Annotated in this window: 26 protein-coding genes; 14 read left to right on the top strand and 12 right to left on the bottom strand. The window is 69.9% G+C overall.

Annotation, left to right across the window (positions count from 1 at the left end; translation table 11 throughout):
• Nucleotides 1–20 precede the first annotated feature (20 nt).
• Nucleotides 21–914, top strand: a complete 894-nt coding sequence (locus tag KBX08_RS16860; protein WP_210784437.1) for a LysR family transcriptional regulator ArgP — start codon at nt 21–23, stop codon at nt 912–914.
• Nucleotides 915–955: 41 nt separating this feature from the next.
• On the opposite strand, the gene KBX08_RS16855 is transcribed toward KBX08_RS16860, so the two are convergent.
• Nucleotides 956–2704, bottom strand: a complete 1749-nt coding sequence (locus KBX08_RS16855) for a biotin carboxylase N-terminal domain-containing protein (RefSeq protein ID WP_210784436.1) — start codon at nt 2702–2704, stop codon at nt 956–958.
• A gap of 150 nt (nt 2705–2854) precedes the next feature.
• On the opposite strand from KBX08_RS16855, the gene KBX08_RS16850 reads away from it, so the two are divergent.
• The 3 genes from KBX08_RS16850 to KBX08_RS16840 all read left to right on the top strand — a co-directional run bounded on the left by KBX08_RS16850 (nt 2855) and on the right by KBX08_RS16840 (nt 5321).
• Nucleotides 2855–3466 (top strand): PadR family transcriptional regulator, encoded by a 612-nt coding sequence (locus KBX08_RS16850; RefSeq protein ID WP_210784472.1) that lies wholly within the window; start codon nt 2855–2857, stop codon nt 3464–3466.
• A 121-nt stretch (nt 3467–3587) separates the two neighbouring features.
• On the top strand, nt 3588–4547 hold the full coding sequence (locus tag KBX08_RS16845; protein ID WP_112601935.1) for an ATP-binding cassette domain-containing protein: 960 nt from the start codon (nt 3588–3590) through the stop codon (nt 4545–4547).
• A gap of 18 nt (nt 4548–4565) precedes the next feature.
• Nucleotides 4566–5321 carry an ABC transporter permease gene (locus KBX08_RS16840; protein WP_124823257.1) on the top strand — a complete coding sequence of 252 codons (756 nt, stop codon included), beginning with the start codon at nt 4566–4568 and terminating at the stop codon, nt 5319–5321.
• 71 nt (nt 5322–5392) lie between these two features.
• On the opposite strand, the gene KBX08_RS16835 is transcribed toward KBX08_RS16840, so the two are convergent.
• The 5 genes from KBX08_RS16835 to KBX08_RS16815 form a co-directional block, all read right to left on the bottom strand.
• Nucleotides 5393–6046: an O-methyltransferase gene (locus KBX08_RS16835; RefSeq protein ID WP_210784435.1), complete on the bottom strand. Its 654-nt coding sequence runs from the start codon at nt 6044–6046 to the stop codon at nt 5393–5395.
• The gene (locus tag KBX08_RS16830) at nt 6043–6711 is read right to left on the bottom strand and encodes a nucleoside triphosphate pyrophosphatase (protein WP_210784434.1); all 669 of its coding nucleotides are present in this window, start codon (nt 6709–6711) and stop codon (nt 6043–6045) included. The genes KBX08_RS16835 and KBX08_RS16830 overlap by 4 nt, the downstream gene beginning before the upstream one ends.
• Before the next feature lie 124 nt (nt 6712–6835).
• Nucleotides 6836–7963 (bottom strand): S8 family serine peptidase, encoded by a 1128-nt coding sequence (locus KBX08_RS16825; RefSeq protein ID WP_374101948.1) that lies wholly within the window; start codon nt 7961–7963, stop codon nt 6836–6838.
• Nucleotides 7964–9347: 1384 nt separating this feature from the next.
• Nucleotides 9348–9806: a hypothetical protein gene (locus KBX08_RS16820; RefSeq protein ID WP_210784432.1), complete on the bottom strand. Its 459-nt coding sequence runs from the start codon at nt 9804–9806 to the stop codon at nt 9348–9350.
• 91 nt (nt 9807–9897) lie between these two features.
• A complete protein-coding gene (locus tag KBX08_RS16815) occupies nt 9898–10092 on the bottom strand; it encodes an acyl-CoA carboxylase subunit epsilon (protein WP_210784431.1) in 195 nt (64 codons plus the stop codon).
• A 90-nt stretch (nt 10093–10182) separates the two neighbouring features.
• Here KBX08_RS16815 and KBX08_RS16810 point away from each other — a divergent pair, with 90 nt between their 5' ends.
• Together KBX08_RS16810 and KBX08_RS16805 are read left to right on the top strand one after the other, a co-directional pair.
• A complete protein-coding gene (locus KBX08_RS16810; protein WP_210784430.1) occupies nt 10183–12201 on the top strand; it encodes a serine/threonine-protein kinase in 2019 nt (672 codons plus the stop codon).
• Nucleotides 12202–12266: 65 nt separating this feature from the next.
• Nucleotides 12267–12494 (top strand): hypothetical protein, encoded by a 228-nt coding sequence (locus KBX08_RS16805; RefSeq protein WP_210784429.1) that lies wholly within the window; start codon nt 12267–12269, stop codon nt 12492–12494.
• Between the two features lie 82 nt (nt 12495–12576).
• Here KBX08_RS16805 and KBX08_RS16800 read toward each other — a convergent pair whose 3' ends face one another.
• Together KBX08_RS16800 and KBX08_RS16795 are read right to left on the bottom strand one after the other, a co-directional pair.
• The gene (locus KBX08_RS16800; protein ID WP_210784428.1) at nt 12577–13329 is read right to left on the bottom strand and encodes a GH25 family lysozyme; all 753 of its coding nucleotides are present in this window, start codon (nt 13327–13329) and stop codon (nt 12577–12579) included.
• A 126-nt stretch (nt 13330–13455) separates the two neighbouring features.
• Nucleotides 13456–14001, bottom strand: a complete 546-nt coding sequence (locus KBX08_RS16795; RefSeq protein ID WP_210784427.1) for a Uma2 family endonuclease — start codon at nt 13999–14001, stop codon at nt 13456–13458.
• A 100-nt stretch (nt 14002–14101) separates the two neighbouring features.
• Between KBX08_RS16795 and KBX08_RS16790 the strand changes: the two genes are divergently transcribed.
• The 4 genes from KBX08_RS16790 (at nt 14102) to KBX08_RS16775 (ending at nt 17368) form a co-directional block, all read left to right on the top strand.
• On the top strand, nt 14102–14845 hold the full coding sequence (locus KBX08_RS16790) for a M50 family metallopeptidase (RefSeq protein ID WP_210784426.1): 744 nt from the start codon (nt 14102–14104) through the stop codon (nt 14843–14845).
• Between the two features lie 124 nt (nt 14846–14969).
• Nucleotides 14970–15953 carry a ketopantoate reductase family protein gene (locus KBX08_RS16785; RefSeq protein WP_210784425.1) on the top strand — a complete coding sequence of 328 codons (984 nt, stop codon included), beginning with the start codon at nt 14970–14972 and terminating at the stop codon, nt 15951–15953.
• Nucleotides 15954–16014: 61 nt separating this feature from the next.
• Nucleotides 16015–16515 carry a SigE family RNA polymerase sigma factor gene (locus KBX08_RS16780; RefSeq protein WP_210784424.1) on the top strand — a complete coding sequence of 167 codons (501 nt, stop codon included), beginning with the start codon at nt 16015–16017 and terminating at the stop codon, nt 16513–16515.
• A complete protein-coding gene (locus KBX08_RS16775) occupies nt 16508–17368 on the top strand; it encodes a hypothetical protein (protein ID WP_210784423.1) in 861 nt (286 codons plus the stop codon). Before KBX08_RS16780 ends, KBX08_RS16775 begins: the two co-directional genes overlap by 8 nt.
• Before the next feature lie 33 nt (nt 17369–17401).
• Here KBX08_RS16775 and KBX08_RS16770 read toward each other — a convergent pair whose 3' ends face one another.
• Nucleotides 17402–18985 (bottom strand): acyl-CoA carboxylase subunit beta, encoded by a 1584-nt coding sequence (locus KBX08_RS16770; RefSeq protein WP_210784422.1) that lies wholly within the window; start codon nt 18983–18985, stop codon nt 17402–17404.
• An 84-nt stretch (nt 18986–19069) separates the two neighbouring features.
• On the opposite strand from KBX08_RS16770, the gene KBX08_RS16765 reads away from it, so the two are divergent.
• Together KBX08_RS16765 and KBX08_RS16760 are read left to right on the top strand one after the other, a co-directional pair.
• Nucleotides 19070–19945 carry a biotin--[acetyl-CoA-carboxylase] ligase gene (locus KBX08_RS16765; protein WP_210784421.1) on the top strand — a complete coding sequence of 292 codons (876 nt, stop codon included), beginning with the start codon at nt 19070–19072 and terminating at the stop codon, nt 19943–19945.
• Between the two features lie 107 nt (nt 19946–20052).
• Nucleotides 20053–20625: a PH domain-containing protein gene (locus KBX08_RS16760; RefSeq protein ID WP_210784420.1), complete on the top strand. Its 573-nt coding sequence runs from the start codon at nt 20053–20055 to the stop codon at nt 20623–20625.
• A 44-nt stretch (nt 20626–20669) separates the two neighbouring features.
• Here the strand turns inward: KBX08_RS16760 and KBX08_RS16755 are convergent, their stop codons facing one another.
• The 3 genes from KBX08_RS16755 to KBX08_RS34900 all read right to left on the bottom strand — a co-directional run bounded on the left by KBX08_RS16755 (nt 20670) and on the right by KBX08_RS34900 (nt 22666).
• Nucleotides 20670–21362 (bottom strand): MaoC/PaaZ C-terminal domain-containing protein, encoded by a 693-nt coding sequence (locus KBX08_RS16755; RefSeq protein ID WP_210784419.1) that lies wholly within the window; start codon nt 21360–21362, stop codon nt 20670–20672.
• Complete coding sequence (locus KBX08_RS16750; protein WP_210784471.1) at nt 21359–22066, bottom strand: GtrA family protein; 708 nt, start codon at nt 22064–22066, stop codon at nt 21359–21361. Before KBX08_RS16750 ends, KBX08_RS16755 begins: the two co-directional genes overlap by 4 nt.
• Nucleotides 22067–22129: 63 nt before the next feature.
• Nucleotides 22130–22666, bottom strand: a complete 537-nt coding sequence (locus KBX08_RS34900; RefSeq protein ID WP_210784470.1) for a GtrA family protein — start codon at nt 22664–22666, stop codon at nt 22130–22132.
• A 440-nt stretch (nt 22667–23106) separates the two neighbouring features.
• Here KBX08_RS34900 and KBX08_RS16740 point away from each other — a divergent pair, with 440 nt between their 5' ends.
• Nucleotides 23107–24951, top strand: a complete 1845-nt coding sequence (locus KBX08_RS16740; protein WP_210784418.1) for a phosphoenolpyruvate carboxykinase (GTP) — start codon at nt 23107–23109, stop codon at nt 24949–24951.
• Between the two features lie 37 nt (nt 24952–24988).
• Entirely contained in the window at nt 24989–25858 is an 870-nt protein-coding gene (locus tag KBX08_RS16735; RefSeq protein ID WP_210784417.1) for a hypothetical protein, read from the top strand.
• The last annotated feature ends 61 nt before the right edge of the window (nt 25859–25919 follow it).

Genomic DNA, 25919 nt, shown 5'->3' with positions numbered 1-25919 from the left:
ACGCAACTTAAGCTGAGCTGATGGATGGTCTCGACTCGGCGCAGCTACGGACGCTCGCGGCGGTGGTGGCGGAGGGCAGCTTCGACGCGGCGGCCCGGCTGCTGCACGTCACGCCGTCGGCGGTGAGCCAACGGATCAAGGCGCTGGAGGAAACCGTCGGCCAGGTGCTGGTCCGCCGCGCCCGTCCGTGCGTGGCCACCGACGCCGGCCGCCCGCTGCTGCGCCTGGCCGGCCAGCTCGCGCTGCTCGAACGGGAGGCGCTGACCGATGCCCGTGGCCCGCTGGCCGGCGGTGGCCGGATCCGGGTCGCCGTGGTGGTCAACGCGGACTCGCTGGCCACCTGGTTTCCCGCCGCGCTGGCCCGGCTGCCGCAGCGGGCCGGGCTCTCGTTCGACCTGCGGCAGGACGATCAGGACCACACCGCCGAGCTGCTCCGCGACGGTTCAGTGACGGCGGCGGTCACCGCCCAGCGGGAGGCCGTGCAGGGCTGCCGGGTGCTGCGGCTCGGGGTCACGCGCTACCGCGCGTTGGCCACCCCGGAATTCGCGGCGTCTTACTTCGGCGAGGGATTCACCGCAGCCGCGCTGGCGAGCACCCCGCTGGCGGTCTTCGACCGGAAGGACCTGGTGCAACACCGGTTCATCCGGGCGGTGGTCGGCCGACCGCTCGACCCGCCGGTGCACTACGTGCCGTCGGTGCCGGCGTTCAGCGAGGCGATCCGTCTCGGGTTGGGTTGGGGTCTGGTACCGGAACAGATCGCCCAGGCCGACCTGACCACCGGTCGCTGTGTCGACCTCGCGCCGGGCCGACACCTCGACGTTCCGCTGTACTGGCAGCACTGGCGGCTGGAGTCGGACGTGCTGAACGCCCTGACCGCCGCCGTCCGCGCGGTCGCCGCCGAAGCCCTGCGCTGACCGCCCGCCGGGCGCTCAGGCGATGGTGCAGAGTCGGGCGCTCAGGCGATGGTGCAGATGGGGGCACCGGCCGTGATCACGGCGCCGACCTCGGCGCTGAGACCGCTGACCGTGCCCGCCTTGTGCGCGTGCAGCGGCTGCTCCATCTTCATCGCCTCCAGCACCACGACCAGGTCGCCCTCGGCCACCGTGTCGCCGTCCGCCACCGCGATCTTGACGATGGTGCCCTGCATCGGCGAGGCGAGCGCGTCGCCGCCGACCGGGGCACCGGCCTTGGCGCCGCCGCGCCGGGTCGGCTTGCGGGCGGCGGGTGCCGCGGTGGTCGTACTCCCGCCGAAGCCAGCGGGGAGGCTGACCTCGATGCGCTTGCCGCCCACCTCGACCACGACGGTGTCGCGTTCGGCCGGCGCGTCGGCGGCGCCGGCGGCGGCGGTGAACGGCGGCACGGTGTTGTGGAACTCGGTCTCGATCCACCGGGTGTGCACTGTGAACGGCTCGGCGGTGAACGCCTCGTCCCGCACGACGAGCCGGTGGAACGGCAGCGCGGTGGCCATCCCGTCGAGGACCATCTCGTCCAACGCGCGGCGGGCGCGCTCCAGCGCCTCGGTCCGCGTCTCACCCGTGATGATCACCTTGGCGAGCAGTGAGTCGAAGTTGCCGCCGATCACGTCGCCGGCCGAGATGCCGGTGTCGACCCGCACACCCGGCCCGCTGGGCAGGCGTAGCGCGGTGACAGTGCCGGGGGCGGGCAGGAAGTTGCGGCCCGGGTCCTCGCCGTTGATCCGGAACTCGATCGCGTGCCCGCGCGGCGTCGGGTCCTCCGTGATCCGCAGTTTCTCGCCGTCGGCGATCCGGAACTGCTCGCGGACCAGGTCGACGCCGGCGGTCTCCTCGGTGACCGGGTGCTCGACCTGAAGTCGGGTGTTGACCTCCAGGAAGGAGATGGTGCCGTCGACGCCGACCAGGTATTCCACGGTGCCGGCGCCGTGGTAGCCGGCCTCGCGGCAGATCGCCTTGGCGCTCTCGTGGATCTGCGCGCGCTGGGCGTCGGTGAGGAACGGCGCGGGCGCCTCCTCGACGAGCTTCTGGTGACGCCGCTGCAACGAGCAGTCCCGGGTGCCCACCACGATCACGTTGCCGTGCTGGTCGGCGAGGACCTGCGCCTCGACGTGCCGGGGCTGGTCGAGGTACCGCTCGACGAAGCACTCGCCCCGACCGAACGCCGCGACCGCCTCCCGGGTGGCCGACTCGAACAGCTGGGGGATCTCCTCCATCGTGCGGGCGACCTTGAGGCCGCGCCCGCCGCCACCGAAGGCGGCCTTGATGGCGACCGGCAGGCCGTGGTCGACGGCGAAGGCCATCACCTCGTCCGGGCTGGCCACCGGGTCCGGGGTGCCGGGGACCAGCGGTGCGCCGGCCCGCTGGGCGATGTGCCGGGCGGTGACCTTGTCGCCCAGGTCGCGGATCGCCTGCGGGGTGGGGCCGATCCAGGTCAGCCCGGCGTCGATGACGGCCTGGGCGAAGTCGGCGTTCTCACTGAGGAAGCCGTAACCCGGGTGTACGGCGTCGGCGCCGGCCCGAGCGGCGACGTCGAGCAGCTTGTCGATGCGCAGGTAGGTCTCGGTCGCGCTGTCCCCGCCGAGCGCGTACGCCTCGTCCGCGAGGGTGGCGTGCAGGGCGTCGCGGTCGGAGTCCGCGTACACGGCGACGCTGCCCAGGCCGGCGTCGCGGCACGCGCGGATCACCCGGACGGCGATCTCGCCGCGGTTGGCGATGAGTACCTTGCGCACCTTCGTGGCTCCTCCCGGGCAGGTTACTGACGGGGAGTGTATCGGCCACCCACGGCGGCCCTAACGATCGCTCAGTGTGGGATGCCGCACTGAGCCGGCCACGGTTTAGTCAAACTTGGCTATTACGCTTGTCGGGTGTCTTCGACTCGGATGATGATTCTCGGTCTGGTGCGGTGGATGCAGCCCGTGCACGGCTACGACGTACGCCGTGAGCTGCTGAGCTGGAGCGCCGACAAGTGGGCGAACGTACAGCCCGGATCGATCTATCACGCCCTGCGCAAGCTCACCGAGGAAGGGCTGCTCCGCGCCGTCGCGACCGAGCAGGTGGGGGCCCGTCCGGCACGGACCACGTACGAGGTGACGGTCAAGGGGGAGGACGAGTTCGAGACGCTGCTGCGCAACTCCTGGTGGACCATCAGCGAGCCCGTCGACCCGTTCGTGGCGGCCTTCTCCTTCCTGCCGGCCATGCCACGCGCCGAGGCGGCCGCCGCCCTGCGTAACCGGGCCAACCTGCTGCGCGCTGGCGTCGAGTCCATGCGCGCCTCGCTGGAGTCGGACTGGGTGCGCAACCGCAAGCCGGCGCACGTGGGCTGGATGTTCGAGTTGTGGTCGGCGCGGGCGGAGGCGGAGATGAGCTGGTGCGAGCGAATCGCGGAGCGGATCGATTCCGGAGTGTCGTACCTGCCTGCTGAGCTGGATGAAGCGCAGGGTTGGTCGGGGTGGAGGGACGGTCTGGAGCCGTCCGACACCAACGCGGAATAATCAACGTTGACTAAAAAAGCTATATCGCGTTAGCCTGCTGGCGGCACAGCGGGGGAGTGCGCCGTCCGGCGTCGTCCCACTCGACGGCCGGCCCGACCGGCCCGAACGACCAGGAGCAGAAATGATCGAGACCAGGGGGCTGCGGAAGTCGTTCCGCTCCCGCGCGGGTCGAGAGACGAAGACGGTGGACGCCGTGCGGGGCGTCGACCTTGACGTTGCCAAGGGCGAGATCTTCGGCTTCCTCGGCCCGAACGGCGCCGGCAAGACCACCACGCTGCGGATGCTCGCCACGCTGATCGAGCCGGACGGCGGCGAGGCCACCATCGCGGGCGCCGACCTGCGCAAGGACCCGGCCGAGGTGCGCCGCCGCATCGGGTACGTCCCGCAGGGCGGCAGCACCTGGGACGAGTCCACCGCCCGCGAAGAGCTGGTGCTGCACGCCCGGATGTACGGCATCAGCAAGGCCGACGCGCAGCGGCGTGCCGCCCGCGCACTGGACGCCTTCCAGCTCACCGAGTACGCGGACCGCAAGTGCAAGACCTACTCCGGCGGCCAGCGTCGCCGGGTGGAGATCGCCCTCGGCATCATCCACGAGCCGAAGATCGTCTTCCTGGACGAGCCGACCACCGGCCTCGACCCGCAGAGCCGCGCCCACATGTGGGACGAGATCCGCCGGCTCCGCGCCGACGGGATGACCGTCTTCATCACCACGCACTACCTGGACGAGGCCGACGCGCTCTGCGACCGGATCGCGATCATGGACAACGGCGAGGTGGTGGCCGAGGGCACACCAACCGAGCTCAAGCGGGAGATCTCCGGCGACGTGGTGCTGGTCGGTCTCGACCTGGCCGCCACCCCGCAGGCCGCCCAGACGCTCGACGGCGAGCCGTACGTCAACAAGCTGGAGACGGTCGACGAGGGCGGCCTGCGCCTCTACGTCGACGAGGGGGCCACCGCCATTCCGCAGGTGCTGCGCCGACTCGACCACGCCGGGCTGGAGCTGCGCTCGATCGAGCTGCACCGACCCAGCCTGGACGACGTCTTCCTCACCAAGACCGGCCGCTCGCTGCGCGAGTCCTGACCACCGGAGACGACTCTCATGAAATTCGCCCGTGACACGTGGCTGATCTTCCAGCGCCAGATCCAACTCCTGCTACGCAACCCGGTCTGGGTCTTCGTCGGCGTGTTCCAGCCGGTCATGTACCTGCTGCTCTTCGCCCCGCTGCTCAAGCCCGCACTGAACGCGCCCACCCAGGCCGCCGCCTACAAGATCTTCGTACCGGGTCTGCTGGTGCTGCTGGCCATCTTCGGTGGCCTGTTCCAAGGCTTCGGCCTGATCGCCGAGCTGCGAGCCGGCGTCATCGAACGCTCCCGGGTCACCCCGATCAGCCGGCTCGCCCTGCTGCTCGGCCGCTCGCTGCGCGACGTGGTCTCGCTCCTGGTGCAGGCGGTCATCATCACGCTCTTGGCGCTCATCTTCGACCTACGGGTGTTCATCGGGGACCTGCTGCTGGCGTACCTGATGCTCGCCCTGATCGCCCTCATGACCTCGGCCGTCTCCTACGGCGTCGCCCTCAAGGTCAAGAGTGAGGACGCGCTGGCCCCGCTGATGAACACCGTGGCGCAGCCGGTGCTGCTGCTCTCCGGCATCCTGCTGCCGCTGACCTTCGCACCCGGCTGGCTGCAGGGCATCGCCAACTGGAACCCGTTCTCCTGGGCGGTCGACGGCACCCGGGCACTGTTCGCCGGTGACCTGGGCAGCGACAAGGTCTGGCAGGGCCTCAGCATCACCGCGGTCCTCGCCGCGCTGGGCGTCTACTGGGCCGCCCGCCAGTTCGCCCGCAGCGTCCGCTGACGCTGGCTTTTGCTATTGGGGTGTCCCTGGGTGGGGACACCCCAACAGCCGTGTTCGGTGGTTGCCGACGGTCAGCGGACCCGGGCGAGGGTCAGGCCGTCCGCGATCGGCAGCATCACCGGGTCCACCCGCACGTCCGCGAGAACCTCGTCGTTGAACGCGGCGATGGCCCGGTCATTGGCGTCCTGCGGGGCGATGACCCGCCCGCCCCGCAACACGTTGTCGACGGCGATCACCCCACCCGGACGCATCCGGGGCACCAACTCCGCCCAGTAGATCGGGTAGCCGGTCTTGTCCGCGTCGATGAACGCGAAGTCCAGGTGCCGCTCGTGCGGCAACTCCCGCAGCCCGTCCGCGGCCGGGCCGATGCGCAGGTCGATCAGATCCTGCACGCCGGCCCGCGCCCAATAACGTCGGGCGATGCCGGTGAACTCCTCGGAGATGTCGAAGCAGGTCAGTCGCCCACCCTTGGGCAACCCGCGGGCGATCGCCAACGACGAGAGCCCGGTGAACGTGCCGACCTCGACGGCCTGCCGCACGTCGAGCAGCCGGGTGAGGAACGTCAGGAACGCGGCCTGCTCCGGTGCCACCTGCATGGTGGCGTGCTCCGGCAGCACCGACCGGGTCTCCTCGGCCAGGTCAAGGATGATCTCGTCCGGCGGGGAGCCGTGTGCGACCAGATAAGCGTGCAGCTCGTTGGTGAGCGGGATCGACTTGGTGGTCATGACCGGACGTTACCGAGCGGCTCGACCGTTTGGCCGCCCGGCGCGACAGTCGTCCACAGGTCGGTGATCCGCAGATCCAGCTCGGCGAGGAGCCGGCGCAGCAGCGGCATCGACAGCCCGACCACCGTCCCCGGGTCACCCTCGATCCGCTCCACGAACGGCCCACCCAGCCCGTCGATCGTGAACGCGCCGGCTACCGCCAGCGGCTCACCAGTGGCCACGTACGCGGCGATCTCGTCGTCACTGATGTCAGCGAAGTGGACAGTGGTCGACGCGACCGCCTCTGCGCGCCGGCCCGCAGCAACGTCGACCAGGCAGTGCCCGCTGTGCAGAACACCGCTGCGTCCCCGCATCCGCAGCCACCGCCGGGTCGCGTCAGCCGCATCCGCCGGCTTGCCGAGGATCTCCCCGTCGAAGGCGAGCACCGAGTCGCAGCCGATCACCAACGTCCGTTGATCGGCGGTCGGGTTCAGCCGGGTCAACACCGCCTGCGCCTTCAGGCGAGCCAACTCCAGGCACAACTCCTCGGCCCGCTCGGTCACCACCAGGGACTCATCCACCCCACTGACCAGCACCTCCGGCTCGACGCCAGCAGCCTGGAGCAACTTACGACGGGCAGGGCTCGCCGATGCGAGCACGAGGCGGAGCGGCAAAGTCTCAGACACCAACCCGACGTTACCGCCCAGCCCCCCACCAAGACCGACACCCCGCCCAGCGCGGCCATGTGGTCGGGCAGTCGAGCGGGCGCGGTTTCCTGAAAGTCGAGTGGACCACCGCTTCGCTGATCAATCAGCGACTGATCCTGGGCGGCGGATCATCACCACGCCGGCGTCGCCGCGCTATCACGGCCCACCCAACCCCGGCAGCCACGAGCACACCGAGGGTGGCCAGGCCACGCGCGGTCGCGCCATCGCTCTCATCACCCGGTTGAGCGCCAGCCGTCGTGGTCGGGCCAGCACCGGCCGGAGCGCTCACCGATTCAAACCCGAGCGGCGGTACGTCTGCCGTCAGCGCCGCCACAAGATCGATTACCCCGTAGCCGTACTCGTCGTCACGCCCAGGAGGGCCCTTGTCGACGGCGGTGGCCGTGAGCCGGTGCGCCACCTCCCGGGCCGGCAGATACGGGTACTTGGACCTGATCAACGCAGCCGCGCCCGCAACGATCGCCGTCGCGCTCGAGGTGCCAGTCCCCTTCGAGTATTTCCCGCCGTAGCTGGTGCTGTAGATGTCAACCGCAGGAGCGACCACATCGATATTCGGTCCGGTGACCGAGATGGCGGCATGCTGTCCGACGCGATCGACACCTCCAACCGCGATAACACCCTCTTCGCTGGCCGGATAGCGCACACCCGTGTCAGAAGGTGCATTACCTGCTGCGGCAACCACTACGATGTCAGCATCCTGGGCCGCCCTGATCGCTCGCTGAAGTCGTATGCTGGCACCGGCGACCGCTGAAATACTGATAACGTCGGCACCGCCAGCGATGGCGAATTCAATGCCGGACGCTAGTGCGTCGGGATTGCCCACGCCATTAGGTGGGGTGTCGAGGATTGGAAGGACCTTTGCTCTTGGTGCAATACCCAGGGCGCCTTGGTTGTTCGTCCTTCCATGCGCGACGATCAGGCCTGCCATTGAAGTTCCATGACTATCCCGATCTTGGTGCCCGTCACCGTTCCCCCCAGGAATTACGTCGGCCCCTGGTAGCAAATTCTCGCGCAGGTCGGGATGGGGGTCAACTCCAGTGTCCGGCACTGCGACGATCACGCCGGCCCCTTGACTGAATTTATGTACCTGCTCGATTCGCAGGAATGGTAGATGCCATTGATCGGCTCGTATTAGGTCCGCATCTTGTGGCGGGGCGGCAAGGCTTGCAGGAAACAAGGCTCCAACCAGAGCTAGTCTGGAAAAGCCCGCCAGGGTTGACTCAATCACCTGTCGAAACCAATTGCCGGACCGGGGTCGATCGGATTGTCTCTGTCTGGTGGGCGAACCACCGGAGGGACGCCCTGGTCGGTCTCCCATGGGTTATCCGGATCCCAGTAGCGAGAGTGCTCCTCGCCCTCTGTCCCAAGCCTTGGGCGGCCACCGGTTCCAGGTAGACCGGGTGCACCGCCAATCGGGAAACCGTTTGCACCTCCATTGAGGCTGCGTCCCCCGCCCGGCCGACTTCCAGCCGAACCGGTGGGCGCTGTCCCAGCGCCGCCGCCGCCGATGACCCCGCCTACCGGATTGACCCTTCTAGGGGCGCCAGAGTTGTTGACCGGATGGCCTAGGGCTGAGCCCGGGACGCCTCCGATTAATCCTCCGGCGGAAGGGGTCGGGCGGGTCGGCGTTGCGGGATGTGCGGTGTTTGCCTCGGGGCCGCCGTTAACTGGCTTTGACAGGCTCCCAGGTTGTGGTATTCGCATGGGAAGCGCTGGAGGCGAGCCAATGGAAGCAGAGGGCATCCTTGGCGTAATGCCAGGGCCAATGGCAATTGGCGGGCCTCCCGCTCCCGGTGCTTGACCGGTTGGCGGCGTCGTCCCAGCGGGCGGTGAGGAGATTCCAGGGGGCGCACTCCCGAGAACTGGACCGACTCCCGACATCACGGGGGCAGCGGAACTCGCCGGCCGAGCACTTGCGCCACGAGGGTGAGTGGCGGAGGTGGGCAAGGGCACGGGAAATATCGGCGGAATAGCGGGTGCCGAATAACCGCCATATACGTCGGGGTCGTCCGGCTGCCGCACATTCCTGGGTGCCGCGGGTGGTTTTTGTAGGGTTGCTTGGGCTTGTTGGAGTTCGCCGCTCAGGTTGAACATCATGGATCGGGCCTGCACGTTCAGCCGTTCCAGGTCCCCATCAGCAACAGGCGGCGTGGTAGCCCGGTTGCCCATCACCGCTTTCGGGTCGGCGACCATCGACTCGTACGCCTGCTTCTGCTGGAACTTGGTCGCGTACTCCTCGTAGATCTTGCGGAGTGCGGCGCGGGTGGTGCCGATGGCCTGGGTCGCGGCGGAGAGCGCGGTGTAGTTCGCGGCGGCGGCGTCGTGGGTGCGCTGCACCTTGTCGATGAGTTCGTCGAGTTCGGCGAGGTACGTTCCGGAGGCGGCGCTGGTTTCGGGGGGCCATGCCTCGGCGAGTCCGCGTCGGTACTGCTGGAGGCGGCCGAGGTGGGTTTGCGCCAGGTCGCAGACCTTGCGCCAGCCGGCGACCTGTTTCCAGTGGTTGGCGGTGTCGTGGTCCTGGAGGCAGGCCCACATGCTGTTGACGTCCATGAGGTGCCAGTCGGTGAGGCCGGAGGTGCGGCCGGAGCCCCGTTCGATCACGGCAGCACCACCGGCCCTTCGGCGTCGGGGCTGGTCGGGTCGGTCAGGGTTGGCGTCGGGCCGCCGGACAGGACGCTGGCCGGGTTGGCGAGGGCTCGTTGCACGTCGACCACTCGGGCGGCGGTGAAGGCGTCGCTGTCGGCGTAGTGGGTGGCGACCTGATCGGCGGCGGCGGCCAGGTGGCCGGTGGCGCCTCGGACTGCGTACACCATGTCGGCGGTGGCCTGCTGCGTCTCGTGGTGGGCGTGCAGGAAGGTGACCAGTTCGATGAAGGCGTCGCAGGGGTTGGGCAGCTTCGCGGACATGTCTTCGGCGATGTACGACAGGTGCGGCGCGTAGTTGCTCTCGACCTCGGCGGCGAGCCGGTCGGCGAACTCTCTGAGCTGGCTGATGTCGGCTTCGATGCCGCCGTAACCGCGCAGCCAGGGTGCTGGCCGGTCCTCTTCGGGGATCATGGATCCTCCCTACCCGTAGCGGCACCGTTTCCCTGAGTGAGGTTAACGGCTCAACGCCACCCTGACAGCCCCCGTACCGGTAGGTCTCGGGTCAGCGGGGCAGGCCGGCGGCGCGCCACCCACGGGAGCCGCCGGGTCGACCGCTGCGCGCCCAGGCGGATTTCGTCGCCGGCGTGGGAGCGGCGGCCGGACGGGTTCGGACGATGATCGCCCCCACCAGAGCGGCCAACTCCTCGGCGGTGGGCACGCCGCGGACGACCCGGAACAGCGGCTCTTCGGCAGACATGCCGCCAGGGTACGCGGCGCGAAGTTACCCGAAGCGCACAGTGGCGTGCCGGCGGTGTGAGCGTCGGCGGGTCCGGGTACCGTCTCACCGATGTCGAACGCGCTTCCCCAACTCGTCGCTGACCGATACCGGCTTCTGTCGCCGCTCGGCCAGGGCGGCATGGGCCGGGTGTGGAAGGCGCGCGACGAGGTGCTGCATCGGGACGTCGCCATCAAGGAGTTGGTGCCGCCGCCCGGCCTCACCGATGAGGAGCGCCGCGAGATGCGTGAGCGCTCGCTGCGGGAGGCGCGGGCCATCGCCCGGCTCAACCACGCCAACGTCGTCCGCATCTTCGACGTGCTGCGCACCGACGGCGATCCGTGGATCGTCATGGAGTACGTGGCGTCGAAGTCGCTGCAGGACACTCTCGCCGAGGACGGCCCGGTGTCGGTGGCCCGCACTGTGGAGATCGGCCTGGGCGTGCTGGGCGCGCTCAGCGCCGCGCACAAGGCGGGTGTCATGCACCGCGACGTGAAGCCCGGCAACGTGTTGCTCGGCGACGACGGTCGGGTGGTGCTGACCGATTTCGGTCTCGCCACGATCCCCGGCGACCCCAACGTGACCCGCACCGGCATGGTGCTCGGCTCACCCGCGTACATCTCGCCGGAGCGCGCTCGGGACGGCACTGCCGGGCCGGAGGCCGACCTGTGGTCGCTGGGCGCGACGCTCTACGCGGCGGTCGAGGGCAAGTCGCCGTACGCCCGGCCGTCGGCGATCGGCACCCTGGCCGCGTTGGCCACCGAGCCGATTCCGCCGCCGAAGAACGCCGGTCCGCTCAAGGCCGTCCTCAACGGGCTGTTGCGCAAGGACCCGAACGAGCGGATCACCGCCGAGGTGGCGGAGCGGTTGCTGCGCCGCGCCGGGGGCAAGCGGTCGCGCGGCATCTCCCTGCTCGATGGCGTACGCCGGCCTGGGCCGAACGGTCCGCGCGAGCCGCGCCTGCCGGTGGTGCCGGCCCCGCGGCCGGCCGAGAGTGTCGACCGGCCGGTGTCGCCGCCGGCCGCCGCCGCGAGCACCTCGGCGGCCACCTCTGCTGCCGCCGCGACCCCCGCCGCCGATGCCACGCCGACGGCCGTCGTTTCCTCCGGTGCGGTCGCCGACCCGACCGCGGTGGTGCCGGCCGACCCGACCGCTGCGGCGCAGGCCGACCCGACCGCTGCGGTCGACCGTCCGTCCGATGCCGACCCGTCCGATGCCGAGCCGACCGCGAAGGTCACTGCCGCGCCCGACACGAGCGGCGACGGTACGACGAACGTCGACGACGAGCCGACGGTTGTCGACGGTCCGCCGGTGGCTCCGGAGCAGCGCAAGCCGACCACGCCGACGTCGCTCATGCCGCCGGTGAGTCCGGCCGGGCGCGCGGCGGTGCCGCTGTCGGATGGCACGAAGCCGAACAACACCCGGCGTAACCTGCTGATCGGTGCCGTGGTGGCGCTGCTGCTGATCGGCCTCGTGGTGGTCGTGCCGATGCTGACCACTGACAACGACAAGACCCCGCAGGCCAACCCGACCGGTGGTGCCGCGACCTCGGGCGCCGCACCGACCACCGCTGCGGCGCCTCCGCCGCCCACCAGCGGTGCCCCGAGTCCGTCCGCCTCGGCCACCCCCTCGGTAGACCCGAACGCGCTACCGGCGGGCTGGAAGCTGCACCGGGACCCGGGCGGCTTCGCCCTGCCGATTCCCGACGGTTGGGTACGGCGCAGCGCGGGCCGCAACACCGTCGTCTTCGACCAGTCCAACGGCCCGGGTGAGCTGCTTGTGCAGTGGACCGACAGCCCGCTGAAGAGCGCGGTCGACGACTGGCGGGACCAGGAGCCGAACCGCAAGAACCTCGTCAACGACTACAAGTACATCAGCATCAAGGAATGCGACTTCTGGAAGGTCTGCGGCGACTGGGAGTGGCTGGAAACTCGTGACGGCACCCGGATCCACGTCCGTAACCGGGGTTTCGTGACGGCCAGCAACCGGGGCTACGCGATGCGGTGGGAGATCGCGGACAAGGACTGGCAGGCCAACCTGCCGAACTTCGACCGGATCGCCGCCGGTTTCGTGCCCGACCGTCAGGACTGAAACTCATTCGCATGACCTTGCGTCGTCGTGGGTACTTGACCTTCGACGACGGAAGGAGGCACGACATGGGTTACCGACGGAGGGACACTCGGCCCCGGCTGGCACTGTGGATGCTCGTGGCGCTCGGCGACGCGATCCTGCTGCTGGTCAGCGCGGGGGTTTCGGTGCTCGTCGCACTGCTCGGCGTCGTGATCGTTGCCGGCTTTGGCGTGGCTGCCTGGCGGTTGACTCGCCGGGGTGCGCTGGCTCGTGAGGATGCTGTGGTGCCGGCCCTGAGCCGGCGGCGGGCCTGACCCGTACCCGGTGGTGTGGCGGCAGCCGGACCGATTGTCGACCGTGTGGTGACCGTCGATCCCGCTGCCGCCAACGGCCCGGTCAGGTGTTGTTTGCCAACGCGATCAGGCGGCTCCGGTCGCCGTTCCAGTAGTTGCGGTCCACGTCGCCGCTGATCCCGGAGACGCGGCCGGTGGCGGTGTACTGCCAGAAGCTCCACACCGACGCGCCGGCCGGCAGGGCACCGGGGGTGCTCGACCAGCGGGCCAGCCAGAGCGGGTGGTTCGCCCACGGGCCGGTCCAGCTGCCGGTGCACTGGTTCCACCAGCTCGTGGTGGTGTAGATGACCGCGTACCGGCCGGTGCGGGAGCGGTAGGTGTTCAGGAAGTCCTGCACCCAGTTGCGCATCCCGGTCGTGCTGAGCCCGTAGCAGTAACCGCCGCTGTACGGGTTGCCCTCGATGTCCAGCGCGGCCGGGAGGGTGCGGCTGTCCGCAGACCACGCGCCGCCGTTGGAGGCCAGGTAGTTGGCCTGGGTGGAGCCGGCGGAGATGTTCGGGCGGGCGAAGTGGTACGCCCCGCGGATCACCCCGGCGTTGTACGAGTTGACGTAGTTGGCGTTGAAGTTCGGGTCCTTGTAGCTGGTGCCCTCGGTCGCCTTGATGAACGCGAACTGGATGCCCGCGTTGCGGACGCTGGTCCAGTTGATGGTGCCCTGGTAGCGGGAGACGTCGACACCGGGTGTGGTGGCGGCGGCCGCCGGTCCGGCGGTCGCGACCAGGGCCGCCGCCGCGGTGGCGAGGACGGTGAGGCCGGCCGCGAGCGCGCGGCGCAGCGATGATCGGGTACGGGCCATGAGTGCCTCCAAGGACGTCGCTCTATCGACACCCATCTTTGGAGGTAAGTGCCCTAGATCACAAGAGTGACCGGAAAAAAGCTTCATCGGCGGGGCGTGGAGATCCGCTGGCCGGGGCGGGACGGATCAGCGCAGTGTGGCCGGGTCGAGCTGCCAGCGGAACGGCTCCACGACGGTCAGCGTCTCGCCGGGCTTGGCCACCTGGTCCTCGACGTAGTGCTCACCGTCCAACCGGAACAGCCGCAACGAGTGAGCATCCCCATCCTGCTCGACCAGCAGATACCAGGGGATTCGCGCAATGGCGTAGAGCTGCATCTTGACCAGCCGGTCGGCAGCGGCGTTGCCGGGCGAGACGATCTCGCAGACGAGCACCACCTCGGCGGCCTCTACCGCCGTGCCCTCGTCGTCGGTGTCCGCGACGACCACATCGGGGATGACGATCCGATCCACCCCGAGCCGCACGTTGACCGCCCCGAAGACGGCGAGGCCGTCTGCCGCGCACTCGACATGGTCGGCCAGCCGGCGCGACACCAACTGGTGGCGCTTACTCGGAACCGGGCTCAGAAGCAGGCTTCCGTCGAGCAGCTCGATCCGGTCCGGGGTCTCACCCAGGGCGAAGTAGTCGACCTCGGTCCAGAGCCCGACATGGTGTTCCAACGGCAACAACCTCATCTGCAATCACCTCTGCTTTCGTTGGCCACCGACCCGCCTCAGGTGATACGAGGCGGTGCCTCGGGAGCGACACGGAACGCCGCCGGTAGGCTCGCGCCCCATGATGTCGATCGACGGGCTGGGCGACCTGTGGGACACGCTGTTCGGCGCGCAGCCGGACCCGCCCGCGCTGCTGGTGCTGATCACCGGGGCCGTGGCGCTTGTGGTGGTCTCCACCCGGCTGCCGTGGCGGATCGCCCGTAACGCCATCACCATCGCGCACGAGGGCGGGCACGCCCTGGCTGCCCTGCTCACCGGCCGCAAGCTGCACGGCATCCGGTTGCACTCGGACACGTCGGGGCTGACGCTCTCCGCCGGCCGCCCCACCGGGCCGGGCATGATCCTCACCCTGCTCGCCGGATACGTCGCGCCGCCGCTGGTGGGGCTGGCCGGTGCCTGGCTGCTCGGCGGTAACCGGATCACCCTGCTGCTCTGGGTGGCCGTGGGGCTGCTGCTGGCCATGCTCGTCATGATCCGCAACGTCTTCGGCGTGGTGTCGTTGCTGATCACCGGCGCGCTGGTATTCGCCGTCTCGTGGTACGCGACGCCGCAGGTCCAGGCCGCTTTCGCGTACGCCGGGGTGTGGTTTCTGCTGCTCGGTGGGGTACGGCCGGTGGTCGAGCTCCAGCGGCTGCGCTCGCGCGGTCGGATGCCCGCCTCCGACGCCGACCAACTCGCCGGGCTCACTCCGTTCCCGCCGCTCTTCTGGGTGAGCCTTTTCGCCCTCGTCAACCTGGCCGCCCTGCTAGCCGGTGCGCTCCTGCTCGCCGGCCCGATCCTCACCGACGCCGGCCTGACGCTCTGACCCCGCCTCCACCCGGGTCGATCAAGGAGTTGTGGTAGACCGCGAAAGCCGCAATACATCCCCAGCCAGGCACCACAACTCCATGATCGACGGCCGGAGGGGCGCGGGCGGGCAGAATGAGGCCATGCGATACGTGATCATCGGGGCGGGTGCGGTCGGCGGGACGATCGGCGTACGGCTGGCTCAGGCCGACCGGGACGTGACAGTGGTGGCCCGCGGCGCCCACCTGGACGCGATCCGCGCGCGGGGTCTGACACTGCGGCAGCCCGAGGGTGAGGTCACCGCCCGGCTCGCGGCGGTGGACCGGCCCACTGACCAGCCGCTGCCGGCGGACACCGTGCTGATCCTCACCGTGAAGTCGCAGGACACCGCCGTCGCGTTGGCCGCCTGGGTGGACGCGCCGGTGGCCGGTGGCGGCACGGCGGGCGAACGTCTGCCGCTGGTGACAGCGCAGAACGGGGTGGCCAACGAGCGGGCCGCGCTGCGCCTCTTCGCCGACGTGCACCCGGTCTGCGTCTGGCTGCCGGCCACCCACCTGGACCCGGGCGTGGTGGTCGCCAACGGGTACCCGCATCCCGGCATGCTCCACATCGGGCGGTACCCCGACGGCGCCGACGACACCGACCGGGCGATCGCCGCCGACCTGACCGCCGCCGGCTTCGTCGCCCCGGTCCGCACCGACGTGCTGCGCTGGAAGTACGGCAAGCTGCTCAGCAACCTCGGTAACGGCCTGCAGGCGTTGCTCGGCCGGGACATCCCGGACGCGCTGATCGAGCGGGTACGCGCCGAGGGCGTCGCCGCGCTCGCCGCCGCCGGCATCGCGCACACCTCGCCGGAGGAGGAGAAGGCCGAACGCGGCGACCTGGTCGGGCAACGCCCGGTCGACGGCGAGGCCCGCTCCGGCGGCTCGACCTGGCAGAGCCTGGCCCGGGGCACCGGCTCGACCGAGGTCGACCACCTCAACGGCGAGATCGCGCTGCTCGGCCGGTTGCACGGCGTACCGACGCCGGTCAACGTCGCCGTGCAGCGGGCCGTACGCCGGGCGGTCCGGGAGCGGATCGGGGCCGGCGCGTTCCCGCTCGCCGAACTGGAAAAGTCGATCGCCTGAGCGGGCAACCAACGCCCCGTGCCGGTGCGTGTTCCCAGCGACCGACACGGGGAGGTAGCGGGTGCCGGACGTCGACGGGTTCGACGAGTTCTACCGGGGGAGTCGGCAACGACTCCTCGGGTTCGTCTACGCCCTCACCGGCGATCGGGGCGAGGCGCAGGACGCCGTGCAGGAGGCGTACATCCGGGCGTGGCAGCGCTGGTCGACGGTCAGCGGGTACGACGACCCGGAGGCGTGGCTGCGGGTGGTGGCCAGCCGGATCGCGGTCAGCCGGTGGCGCAGCCTGCGGAGCCGGGCCCGCGCGTACCTGCGGCACGGTGTGACCGAGACGGTTCCCGGGCCGGGCACCGACACCGTCGAGGTGGTCGCCGCGTTGCGTCTCCTGCCCGAGGAGCAACGTGTCGCGATCGCCCTGTACTACCTGATGGGGATGCCGGTCGCCGACGTGGCGCGGGAGACGGCAGCCCCGGTGGGCACGGTCAAGGCTCGACTCTCCCGGGGGCGTGCCGCGCTCGCCGGTCTGCTCGCCGTCTCTGATCTGGAGGAGGCCACCGATGCGTGACGACCCGACATTCGTCGAACAGATCCAGCGGGACCTGCGGGACGTGCGCTGGCTCGCCCCGGAGGAGATCCGCTCCCGGGGCCGTCGCCGCAGCCAGCGCAAGATCGTGGTGGCGACCGTCGTGCTGGCCTTCGCCGGGGTCTCCGCCGTGGCGGTCGCCGCGCCGAGGACGTCCCCGCCATTGGTTCAGCCGGCCGCCGCGCCGTCCCCCTCGCCGACCCGGCACGAGATCACCACCGACGCCCTGTTGCAGCCGGCCGACCTGCCGCAGCCGGTTTATGTGCAGCTCAGCCAGGCAGGGCTGGGCGAGCCGGTGCGGCTGGAGGACACGCTCGGCCACTGCCGGACCAGCCAGGGACTGCCGGACGGCTGGCAAATGTCCATCCTGTCCCGTTCACAGACCCTCATGCGGAAGCCCACTCAAGGCGTCCTCGTGCCGGGCGACGCACTGGTCATGCAGGATCTCTTCAGGTTGGTGCCCGAGACGGCTCGACAGCTCTTCACCAGTCTGGACGACCTGGTCGCGCCGTGCGCCGAGTGGCGAAGCGTCGAGCAGTGGCAGACGGTGGACGGCACCCATACCATGGAGGTGATCCACCGGTGGGCGGTGGTGCAGCGGGGCTTCGCGGGGGACGACGCCGCCATCCTGCGGGACACGCTCACGGCCCCTCGGGACGTGCAGACCGGGCAGACGTTCGGCAATGCACCGCCGCCGACCTTCCTGGCCGTCGTCCGGGTCGGCGACGCTGTCTCGTTGCTCCGCATCGCAGATGACGGCACCGAGGCGAAACTCCGCCAGCTCGCCGTGGCGGCGGCAGCCCGGATGTGCGCTGCCGCCAACCCAGCCTGCTGACCCCCGGCTCGGGGTCAGCAGGCGGCGGCGAGATCAGAGCGGGATGTTGCCGTGCTTCTTGGGCGGCAGGGTCTCCCGCTTGGTCCGCAGGACGCGCAGCGCCCGGACGATCTGGGTGCGCGTCTCGTGCGGAGCGATCACCGAGTCGATGTACCCGCGCTCGGCGGCCACGTACGGGTTGGCCAGGGTGTCCTCGTACTCGGCGATCTTCTCGGCCCGGACCGCCGCGGGGTCCTCGGCGCCGGCCAGCTCGGAGCGGTAGAGGATGTTCACAGCGCCCTGCGCACCCATCACCGCGATCTGCGCGGTCGGCCAGGCGAAGTTCAGGTCCGCGCCGAGGTGCTTGGAGCCCATCACGTCGTACGCCCCGCCGTACGCCTTGCGGGTGATCACGGTGACCTTGGGGACGGTCGCCTCGGCGTACGCGTAGATGAGCTTCGCGCCCCGGCGGATGATGCCGTCCCACTCCTGACCGGTGCCGGGCAGGAAGCCGGGCACGTCCACGAAGGTCAGCACCGGGATGTTGAACGCGTCGCAGGTGCGAACGAAGCGGGCGGCCTTCTCCGAGGCGGCGATGTCCAGGGTGCCGGCGAAGTGCATCGGCTGGTTGGCCACCACACCGACCGGTCGCCCCTCGACCCGGCCGTAGCCGACCACGATGTTCTGCGCGTAGAGCGGCTGGACCTCCAGGAACTCCCCGTCGTCGAGGACGTGCTCGAGGACTGTGTGCATGTCGTACGGCTGGTTCGCCGAGTCCGGGATCAGGGTGTCCAACTCCCGGTCCTCGTCGCTGATCGCCAGCTCGGCGGGGGCGTCGACGACGACCGGCTCGTCGAGGTTGTTCGACGGCAGGTACGACAGCAGCGCCTTGACGTAGTCGACAGCGTCCTCCTCGTCACTGGCGAGGTAGTGCGCGTTGCCGCTGCGGGAGTTGTGCGTACGCGCGCCGCCCAGCTCCTCCATGCCGACGTCCTCGCCCGTCACCGTCTTGATCACGTCGGGGCCGGTGATGAACATGTGCGAGGTCTGGTCGACCATCACTGTGAAGTCGGTGACCGCCGGGGAGTAGACCGCGCCGCCGGCGCACGGGCCCATCACCAGTGAGATCTGCGGGATGACGCCGGAGGCCCGCACGTTGCGGAAGAAGATCTCGCCGTAGAGGCCGAGCGAGACGACGCCCTCCTGGATGCGCGCGCCGCCGGAGTCGTTGATGCCGACCACCGGGCAGCCGATCTTCATGGCCAGGTCCATCACCTTGACGATCTTCTCGCCGAAGACCTCGCCGAGCGAGCCACCGAAGACAGTGAAGTCCTGCGCGAAGACGCACACCTGCCGGCCGTCCACCGTGCCGTAGCCGGTGACCACACCGTCGCCGTACGGGCGGTTCCGCTCCAGCCCGAAGGCCGTGGACCGGTGCCGGGCCAGCTCGTCGAGTTCGACGAAGGAGCCCTCGTCGAGCAGCATCTCGATCCGCTCGCGGGCGGTCTTCTTGCCGCGCGCGTGCTGCTTCTCCACGGCGCGGGCCGACCCGGCGTGCACCGCCTCGTCGACCCGGCGCTCCAGGTCCGCCAGCTTGCCCGCGGTGCTGTGCATGTTGGTCCCGGTCTCGGTAGTCACCCAGGGAATATAACGATGGTTCAGGTGGGTGCCGCTGTGCAGTACGCCTCAGTGTCGACCGGAGCACCGCCGTAGGCTGGCGGAATGTCGGGCTCCCCGTACACCGATCTGGACCGGCCGCCGCTGTCGGCGGCCCGGCTGCGCCGCGCGTTGACAGCGCCGAACGGGCCGTGGGCCCGGCTGGAGCTGCGTGCCGAGACGGGCTCCACCAACGCCGACGTGGCCGAGGCCGCCCGGGCCGACGAGCCTGAGGGCCTGGTCGTGGTCGCCGAGCGGCAGACCGAAGGGCGTGGTCGGCGCGGTCGGGTCTGGCAGTCGCCGGCGCGGGCCGGCATCGCGACGAGCGTCCTGCTGCGGCCGGGCGAGGCCGTACCGGACCGCGGCTGGCTGCCGGCGACACCCACTGGGTACGGGTGGCTGCCGTTGCTGGCCGGCGTGGCGCTGGTCGAGGCGGTGGCCCGGCTGGCCGAGCTGGAAGCCACCCTCAAGTGGCCGAACGACCTGCTGATCGACGACGCGAAGTGCGCGGGCGTGCTGGCCGAGGCGGTGCCCGGACGGGCGCCGGACCAACCGCCGGCGATCGTGCTGGGCATCGGGCTCAACGTGACGTTGCGCGCCGACGAGCTGCCGGTGAATCCGACCGGGCTGCCGGCCACCTCGCTCCAGTTGGCCGGCGCTGTGGCCACCGATCGGGATCCGCTGCTGCGGGCGCTGCTGCGGGCGGTCGCCGACTGGTACGACCGTTGGCGGTCGGCGGGCGGCGACGCGGTGGCCAGCGGCCTGCGCGACGCCTACCTGGCGGCCTGCGCGACGATCGGCCGCGAGGTACGCGTCCTGCTCCCCAACGGTGAATCCCTGACCGGCACCGCCACCGGAGTGGACCCGGACGGCCAACTGATGGTCACCACGTCAGCCGGCACCCGAACCCTGGCCGCCGGCGACGTCCTGCACCTCCGCTGAGGACCGGCAAGATCACGAAGAGCCGAGTGGGCCCGCGCGGCGGATGTTGTGGTGGGGCTTGGGGGGTTTACCGTCTGCGCGTCTAGAAAATCGCGTTGGAGGTTCCCGTGGCGTTTCCTGAAGACGTGCTCACCGAGGACGAGCACGTCGTGCTGCACCTGCATCCGCACTGGAAGGCGTTGATCCGGCCGATCGCGGTGCTGGTGCTGGCCATCGCCGCGGTGGTGGTCGGCGTGCTCCTGTTGCCCGAGAGTGGTGGCGGTTCGATCGCGCTGGCCGTGATCGGGGCGATCGCCCTGGTCGCGGTGCTCTGGCTCGGCCTGTGGCCGTTCCTGGTCTGGCGCACCACCCACTACCTGTTCACGAACGAGCGAGTCCTGCTTCAGCAGGGTGTGTTCTCCCGGGACCGGCGGGACCTTCCGCTCGCCCGGGTCAACGACCACTCGATGAACCAGCGTTTCGTCGAGCGTCTGCTCGGCTGCGGGACGCTCACCATCGAGTCGGCCGGTGAGCGCGGCCAGTCGGTGCTCGCCGACGTGCCGGACGTCGGGAAGGTGCAGACCACCCTGTACGAGCTGGTCGAGGCACAGCACGACAAGCACTCGCTGGGCGATGGCGAGATGCGCGACATGCTCGCCGACATGCAGGACGGCAAGCCGTTGCGCGACACCACCACCTGAACCGGCCGGTTGGGACCCGCCCCTGCCGCACTGTCGGGGGCGGGTCAGTCGGGTCGTCGGGCCTCGGGTGAGCCGCTGCTCTGCGTCGGGTCGCCGTCGGACGGCCCGACGGTGGACGGGTCCGCTGCGGTCGGGCCGCCGTCGGGCTGGTCAACCCCGCGCCGGTCAGCGTCGGGCTGGTCAGCGTCGGTCGGGGCGGCTTCGGTGGCCTCGGCCTCGACCTCGGCGGGGTCGGCCTCGACCGGTCGCACGGCGAACCAGCCACGGAAGCGGGTCCGCAGCACCTCCTGCTCGGGCCGGTCGTCCGGGCCGAGGCGCAGCATGGTGCCGGTGAGGCTGACGGTGCCGAGCCCGGGGCGGGCGGTCGACGGCCGGGCGCCCATCACGTCGACCCGGACGGCGAGCCGGTCGCCGGCCCGCACCGGGGCGAGCCAGCGCAGCTCCTCCAGGCCGGGGGAGGCGTCAGCCGCGGCCCGGGACAGCAGGTGGTCGACGTACGCGCGCATGAACAGGCTGACCGTGTAGAAGCCGCTGGCGATCAGACCACCGTGCCGGCTCGCGGCGGCCAGGTCGGGGTCGACGTGGTACCACTGCGGGTCGAAGCGTCGGGCGAAGGCGACCATCTCGTCGGCGTCCACGGTGACCACGCCGAGGTCGACGGTAAGCCCCGGGACGAGATCCTCGAAGAACAGCTCGGCCGGGCGCCCCGTGCCGGAGCGGGCGTCGGGTGTCGTCACCGGCGGGGCGCGCGACGGGTGCTGACGTGCAGCTCCGCGGCGAGTTCCGCGTCCAGGTCGACGGCGGGGCTGACGCTCAACCGCGGGAGCCGGCCCTGAGTCGGTGCGCCGGCCGGGGAGTCGAGGCGGTGCGCGGACTCCGCCTCCTCCAGTTCGGACACCGATTCCGCCAACTCGGCGACCGGGTCCATCTCCGCCATGGTGTCCCACTCGTCGCGCGGAATGCCGTGCCAGGTGGAGTCGGGCTTCGTGGCCTCGTCCTCGGCCGGTGCGACGGGTTGGAAGACGAAGGTGCGGTACGACCAGAACCGGAACAGCGTGGCCAGCATGACGCCGACGGTCTTGGCCAGATTCAGCGCCAGCAGCCCGTTTACGCCGAGACCGTACTTGGCCGCCGCCACGGCCCCCAGCTCAATGAGCAGGCCAGCGCCGTTGAAAAGGAAGAAAAGGAGATATTCCCTGCGAAGCGCCGATTTCGGGCGATCGCTGTACGTCCAGTGCCGATTCATGAGGTACGACGTGATGGTGGCGACGATCGTCGCGATCACTGTCGCCTTCAACTGACCATTGACGAAAACGGTCAGTGCAAGGGCATTGAACACCGCGTAATTGATGACGGTGTTGATGCCGCCGACGATGCCGAACTTGAGCGCCTCGTGGATGAACTTCTGCCAGCGCTCAGGCAGCAGGCGGACAAGACGCATGCGAAACACCTTAGGGCAGTCGGTGCGGCCGGCGATCACCGGCCGAACGAGGTGGGCGGCAGGTCACGCCCCGTGGTCTCGGTCGGGATTCACCTGCGGAAGGGTCGGGGTTCCCGCTTCGACGAAGACGAACCGCCGGTACGACCAGAATCGAAACAGCGTGGCGAACCCCGTGCCGACGATGTAGCTGGCGAGATTGTCCGCCAGGCGCGTCTGGAACACGGCCGGCCAGATGGCTCCGAGCCCGTAGCGGCTGAGCGCGAGGCAGGCCACAGTGATGCCGAGACCGACAGCGTTGAAGAAGAAGAAGAGCGCGTACTCGCGGGCCGCGTTGTTGCGCTGTCGGTGCCGCCACGTCCAGAACCGGTTGCCCACGAAGGCGACGGACGCCGCGATCACCGTGGAGATCGTCTTCGCCGTCAGCTCTTCGACGCCGTACTTGCTCGTCAGGTAGTTGAAGAGCGCGAAGTCGACGAGGAAGGCGAAACCACCCACTGTGGCGAACTTGCCCATCTCGTGGATGAGGTGACCGAAGCGGTCGAGGAGTAAGCCGACGAGACCCCGTCGGGTCTGCCGGGGACCCGGTTGTTCCCCGGTCATCGTGGCGGCCACGGAGGGAGCCTACCGGCTGCCGTCCAGTCAGAGGGGTAGCAACGGCAAGCGGGCGTGGTCTCCCGGAGGGGCCCAGCGCCGCGTACGTGACCACCGCACAGAGCGTAGCCAATTGGGAGGACTGAGCCGCCGCGGAACGGGAATCACCGCACCGGTCGGCGGGGGCAGGTCCACGGCCCGACCGCAACAAGCGTCCGCCGGGGTGCACAACAAGATTTGCGTGAAACTGCGCGGGAAAGCGGGTATCAGCTCGTGATGCCGCAGCGATGCCGTAGCTTGTGCAGTTCTTCACAACCTGTCCCACTGACTCGGAAGGCTGCCCGGTTTACGCTGAGGCCAATCCCAGGTTTCCACGAAGGCGACGCATCGCGCCGCTGAGTCTCGTGCATCCCATAGATCGGTCAGCGTCGACCACAAGGAGATGTGTCATGGTTGCTCCGGCTGTTGTGCGGGGTATCGATCAGGCCCCGACGTCCCATCCGAAACTGCTCGCCTGGGTCCGTGAGGTCGCGGAACTGACCACCCCCGACCGTGTCGTCTGGGTGGACGGGTCCGACGAGGAGTGGCGCCGCCTCACCGATGAGCTGGTCGAGGCCGGCACCCTGATCCGGCTCAACCCGGAGAAGAAGCCCAACTCGTTCTACGCGCGCACCGACCCGACGGACGTCGCCCGGGTCGAGGAGCGCACCTACATCTGTTCCGTCGACGAGGCGGACGCCGGCCCCACCAACAACTGGATGGCGCCGGCCGAGATGAAGCGGACGATGACGGACTTGTACCGGGGCTCCATGCGCGGTCGCACCATGTACGTCATCCCGTTCGTCATGGGGCCGGTCGAGGCCGAGTCCCCGATGTTCGGTGTCGAGATCACCGACAGCCCGTACGTGGTCGCCTCGATGCGCATCATGACGCGGATGGGCGCCCGGGTCCTCGAGGCAATGGGCGACGACGCGGATTTCGTGCACGCGCTGCACTCGATCGGCGCCCCGCTCGCCCCCGGCCAGCAGGATGTCGCCTGGCCGTGCAACGAGACCAAGTACATCTCGCACTTCCCGGAGAGCCGGGAGATCTGGTCGTACGGCTCGGGTTACGGCGGCAACTCGCTGCTGGGCAAGAAGTGCTACTCGCTGCGGATCGCCAGCGTGATGGGCCGGGACGAGGGCTGGCTCGCCGAGCACATGCTGATCCTCAAGATCACCTCGCCGGAGGGCAAGACCTACCACATCGCCGGCGCGTTCCCGTCTGCCTGCGGCAAGACCAACCTCGCCATGGTGGAGCCGACGATTCCCGGCTGGAAGGTCGAGACCATCGGCGACGACATCGCCTGGATGCGCTTCGGCCCGGACGGTCGCCTCTACGCCGTCAACCCCGAGTACGGCCTGTTCGGCGTCGCGCCCGGCACCGACTGGAAGACCAACGCCAACGCGATGCGCACGCTGGACCGGGGCAACTCCGTCTTCACCAACGTCGGCCTCACCGATGACGGCGACGTCTGGTGGGAAGGCATGGGCGAGCCGCCGGCACACCTGATCGACTGGAAGGGCAACGACTGGACGCCGGAGAGCGACAGCCTGTCCTCCCACGCGAACAGCCGGTTCTGCACCCCGATCACCCAGTGCCCGATCCTCGCCGACGAGTACTTCGACCCGAACGGCGTGCCGATCGACGCGATCCTCTTCGGCGGACGCCGCAAGGACACCGTCCCGCTGGTGACCGAGGCCCGCGACTGGGTGCACGGCGTCTACATGGGTGCCACGCTCTCCTCGGAGACCACCGCCGCCGCGTCCGGCGCCGTCGGCGTGGTCCGGCGGGACCCGATGGCGATGCTGCCGTTCATCGGCTACCACGCCGGGGACTACTTCCGGCACTGGATCGAGATGGGCAAGGGCGCCGACGGCGACGAGGCGAAGCTGCCGAAGATCTACTACGTCAACTGGTTCCGCAAGGACCCGGACGGCTCGTTCCTCTGGCCGGGCTTCGGGGAGAACTCCCGGGTGCTCAAGTGGGTCGTCGAGCGGATCGAGGGCACCGCCGACGCGGTCGAGACGCCGGTCGGCATGGTCCCCGCGCCGGACGCCCTGGACGTCGAGGGCCTGGACATGACCCCGGAGGATGTTCGGATCGCGCTGAAGGTCGACCCGGACGAGTGGCGTAACGAGCTGCCGATGATCACCGAGTGGTTCGAGAAGTTCGGTGACAAGCTACCCGGCGTGCTCTGGGCCGAGTTGGACGCGCTGCGCGCCCGCCTGGACGCCGCGCAGCCGCAGCGGTAGGTGTGAACGAGGCCCTTCGCGGGCAACATCGGATTTCATGAGGACGGCCGCCGAGACCCAGGTCCGGCGGCCGTCCGCCGTCCGGGTACTCACCACCCTGCTGGCGACGACGGCGGCGGCCACCGTCGTGGTCGAGCTGCTCAACTGGTGGTACGCCCCGGAGCAGGGATTCGGGCTGGCCGTACGGACCGGCTGGGCCATGCTGCGCTCGTTCGGCTTCCTGCTGCTGATCGGGCACGTGCGACGGGGTCGTACGGTGGCCCGCCCGTTCGGGCTGATCCTCGCGGTCACCACGATCTTCGCGGTCGGCCGGCTCATCGTGCCCCGGCAGGGGGTGCCGCCGGTGCCCGGCCTGCTCGGCTTCGCCATTCTCACGGCGCTCTGTGTCGCGGTGGTCTGGTTGCTCTACCGCTCGTCGGCGTTGGCCGGGCACCTGGTCCGGCACCGTCCACGCCTCGTCATCGACCGGGACGGCATCTCCTGGCGGGAGACCCCTCCACGCCGACCACAGTCCAGTGCCTGGTTGTTGACCAGCCGGGTGGCGGCCTTCACCTACAGCCCGCTGATGTTGGTGCCGGCCCTGGTGGCCGGGGGTTCCATCCTGGATGGTCGACTGACGGCGGTGCCCGCCGTGCTGTTCTGGTTCGGTGCGGGCATCACGGCCAGCTACGCGGTGCTGTTCTGCACCGCGTTCCTGATGCGGGGCAAGGACTGGGCGCGTGGCCTGCTGGTCGTCGTCACGGTTGCCGTACTCGCCGTGGATCTGCCGCTGTGCTGGTGGCTGTTGGGCGTGGACGGCCTGATCCGCGACGGCGCCCCTCTGCTCGCCGCCGCCGGGCTGGCGCTCTACGGCCTGCGCCGCGCCGCCCGCACCCCCGACGCGGCCCAGCCTGAACCCCAACCCTGACCGGGGTGGGCCCCGCGCCGACGCCGCTGGGTGCCGACCCGGCGGCCGACCACGACCCAGT

Source organism: Micromonospora sp. H61, assembly GCF_018070325.1.
Taxonomy (GTDB): domain Bacteria; phylum Actinomycetota; class Actinomycetes; order Mycobacteriales; family Micromonosporaceae; genus Micromonospora; species Micromonospora salmantinae.
This window is presented reverse-complemented; position numbering and strand designations above follow the sequence as displayed.

What these genes read in the sequence shown, in the direction of transcription:
- KBX08_RS16860 (WP_210784437.1), top strand. Translation starts at nt 21, where the DNA reads ATGGATGGTCTCGACTCGGCGCAGCTACGGACGCTCGCGGCGGTGGTG.
- KBX08_RS16850 (WP_210784472.1), top strand. Translation starts at nt 2,855, where the DNA reads ATGATGATTCTCGGTCTGGTGCGGTGGATGCAGCCCGTGCACGGCTAC.
- KBX08_RS16845 (WP_112601935.1), top strand. Translation starts at nt 3,588, where the DNA reads ATGATCGAGACCAGGGGGCTGCGGAAGTCGTTCCGCTCCCGCGCGGGT.
- KBX08_RS16840 (WP_124823257.1), top strand. Translation starts at nt 4,566, where the DNA reads ATGAAATTCGCCCGTGACACGTGGCTGATCTTCCAGCGCCAGATCCAA.
- KBX08_RS16835 (WP_210784435.1), bottom strand. Translation starts at nt 6,046, where the DNA reads ATGACCACCAAGTCGATCCCGCTCACCAACGAGCTGCACGCTTATCTG.
- KBX08_RS16820 (WP_210784432.1), bottom strand. Translation starts at nt 9,806, where the DNA reads ATGATCCCCGAAGAGGACCGGCCAGCACCCTGGCTGCGCGGTTACGGC.
- KBX08_RS16815 (WP_210784431.1), bottom strand. Translation starts at nt 10,092, where the DNA reads ATGTCTGCCGAAGAGCCGCTGTTCCGGGTCGTCCGCGGCGTGCCCACC.
- KBX08_RS16810 (WP_210784430.1), top strand. Translation starts at nt 10,183, where the DNA reads ATGTCGAACGCGCTTCCCCAACTCGTCGCTGACCGATACCGGCTTCTG.
- KBX08_RS16805 (WP_210784429.1), top strand. Translation starts at nt 12,267, where the DNA reads ATGGGTTACCGACGGAGGGACACTCGGCCCCGGCTGGCACTGTGGATG.
- KBX08_RS16800 (WP_210784428.1), bottom strand. Translation starts at nt 13,329, where the DNA reads ATGGCCCGTACCCGATCATCGCTGCGCCGCGCGCTCGCGGCCGGCCTC.
- KBX08_RS16795 (WP_210784427.1), bottom strand. Translation starts at nt 14,001, where the DNA reads ATGAGGTTGTTGCCGTTGGAACACCATGTCGGGCTCTGGACCGAGGTC.
- KBX08_RS16790 (WP_210784426.1), top strand. Translation starts at nt 14,102, where the DNA reads ATGATGTCGATCGACGGGCTGGGCGACCTGTGGGACACGCTGTTCGGC.
- KBX08_RS16785 (WP_210784425.1), top strand. Translation starts at nt 14,970, where the DNA reads ATGCGATACGTGATCATCGGGGCGGGTGCGGTCGGCGGGACGATCGGC.
- KBX08_RS16775 (WP_210784423.1), top strand. Translation starts at nt 16,508, where the DNA reads ATGCGTGACGACCCGACATTCGTCGAACAGATCCAGCGGGACCTGCGG.
- KBX08_RS16765 (WP_210784421.1), top strand. Translation starts at nt 19,070, where the DNA reads ATGTCGGGCTCCCCGTACACCGATCTGGACCGGCCGCCGCTGTCGGCG.
- KBX08_RS16750 (WP_210784471.1), bottom strand. Translation starts at nt 22,066, where the DNA reads ATGCGTCTTGTCCGCCTGCTGCCTGAGCGCTGGCAGAAGTTCATCCAC.
- KBX08_RS34900 (WP_210784470.1), bottom strand. Translation starts at nt 22,666, where the DNA reads ATGACCGGGGAACAACCGGGTCCCCGGCAGACCCGACGGGGTCTCGTC.
- KBX08_RS16740 (WP_210784418.1), top strand. Translation starts at nt 23,107, where the DNA reads ATGGTTGCTCCGGCTGTTGTGCGGGGTATCGATCAGGCCCCGACGTCC.
- KBX08_RS16735 (WP_210784417.1), top strand. Translation starts at nt 24,989, where the DNA reads ATGAGGACGGCCGCCGAGACCCAGGTCCGGCGGCCGTCCGCCGTCCGG.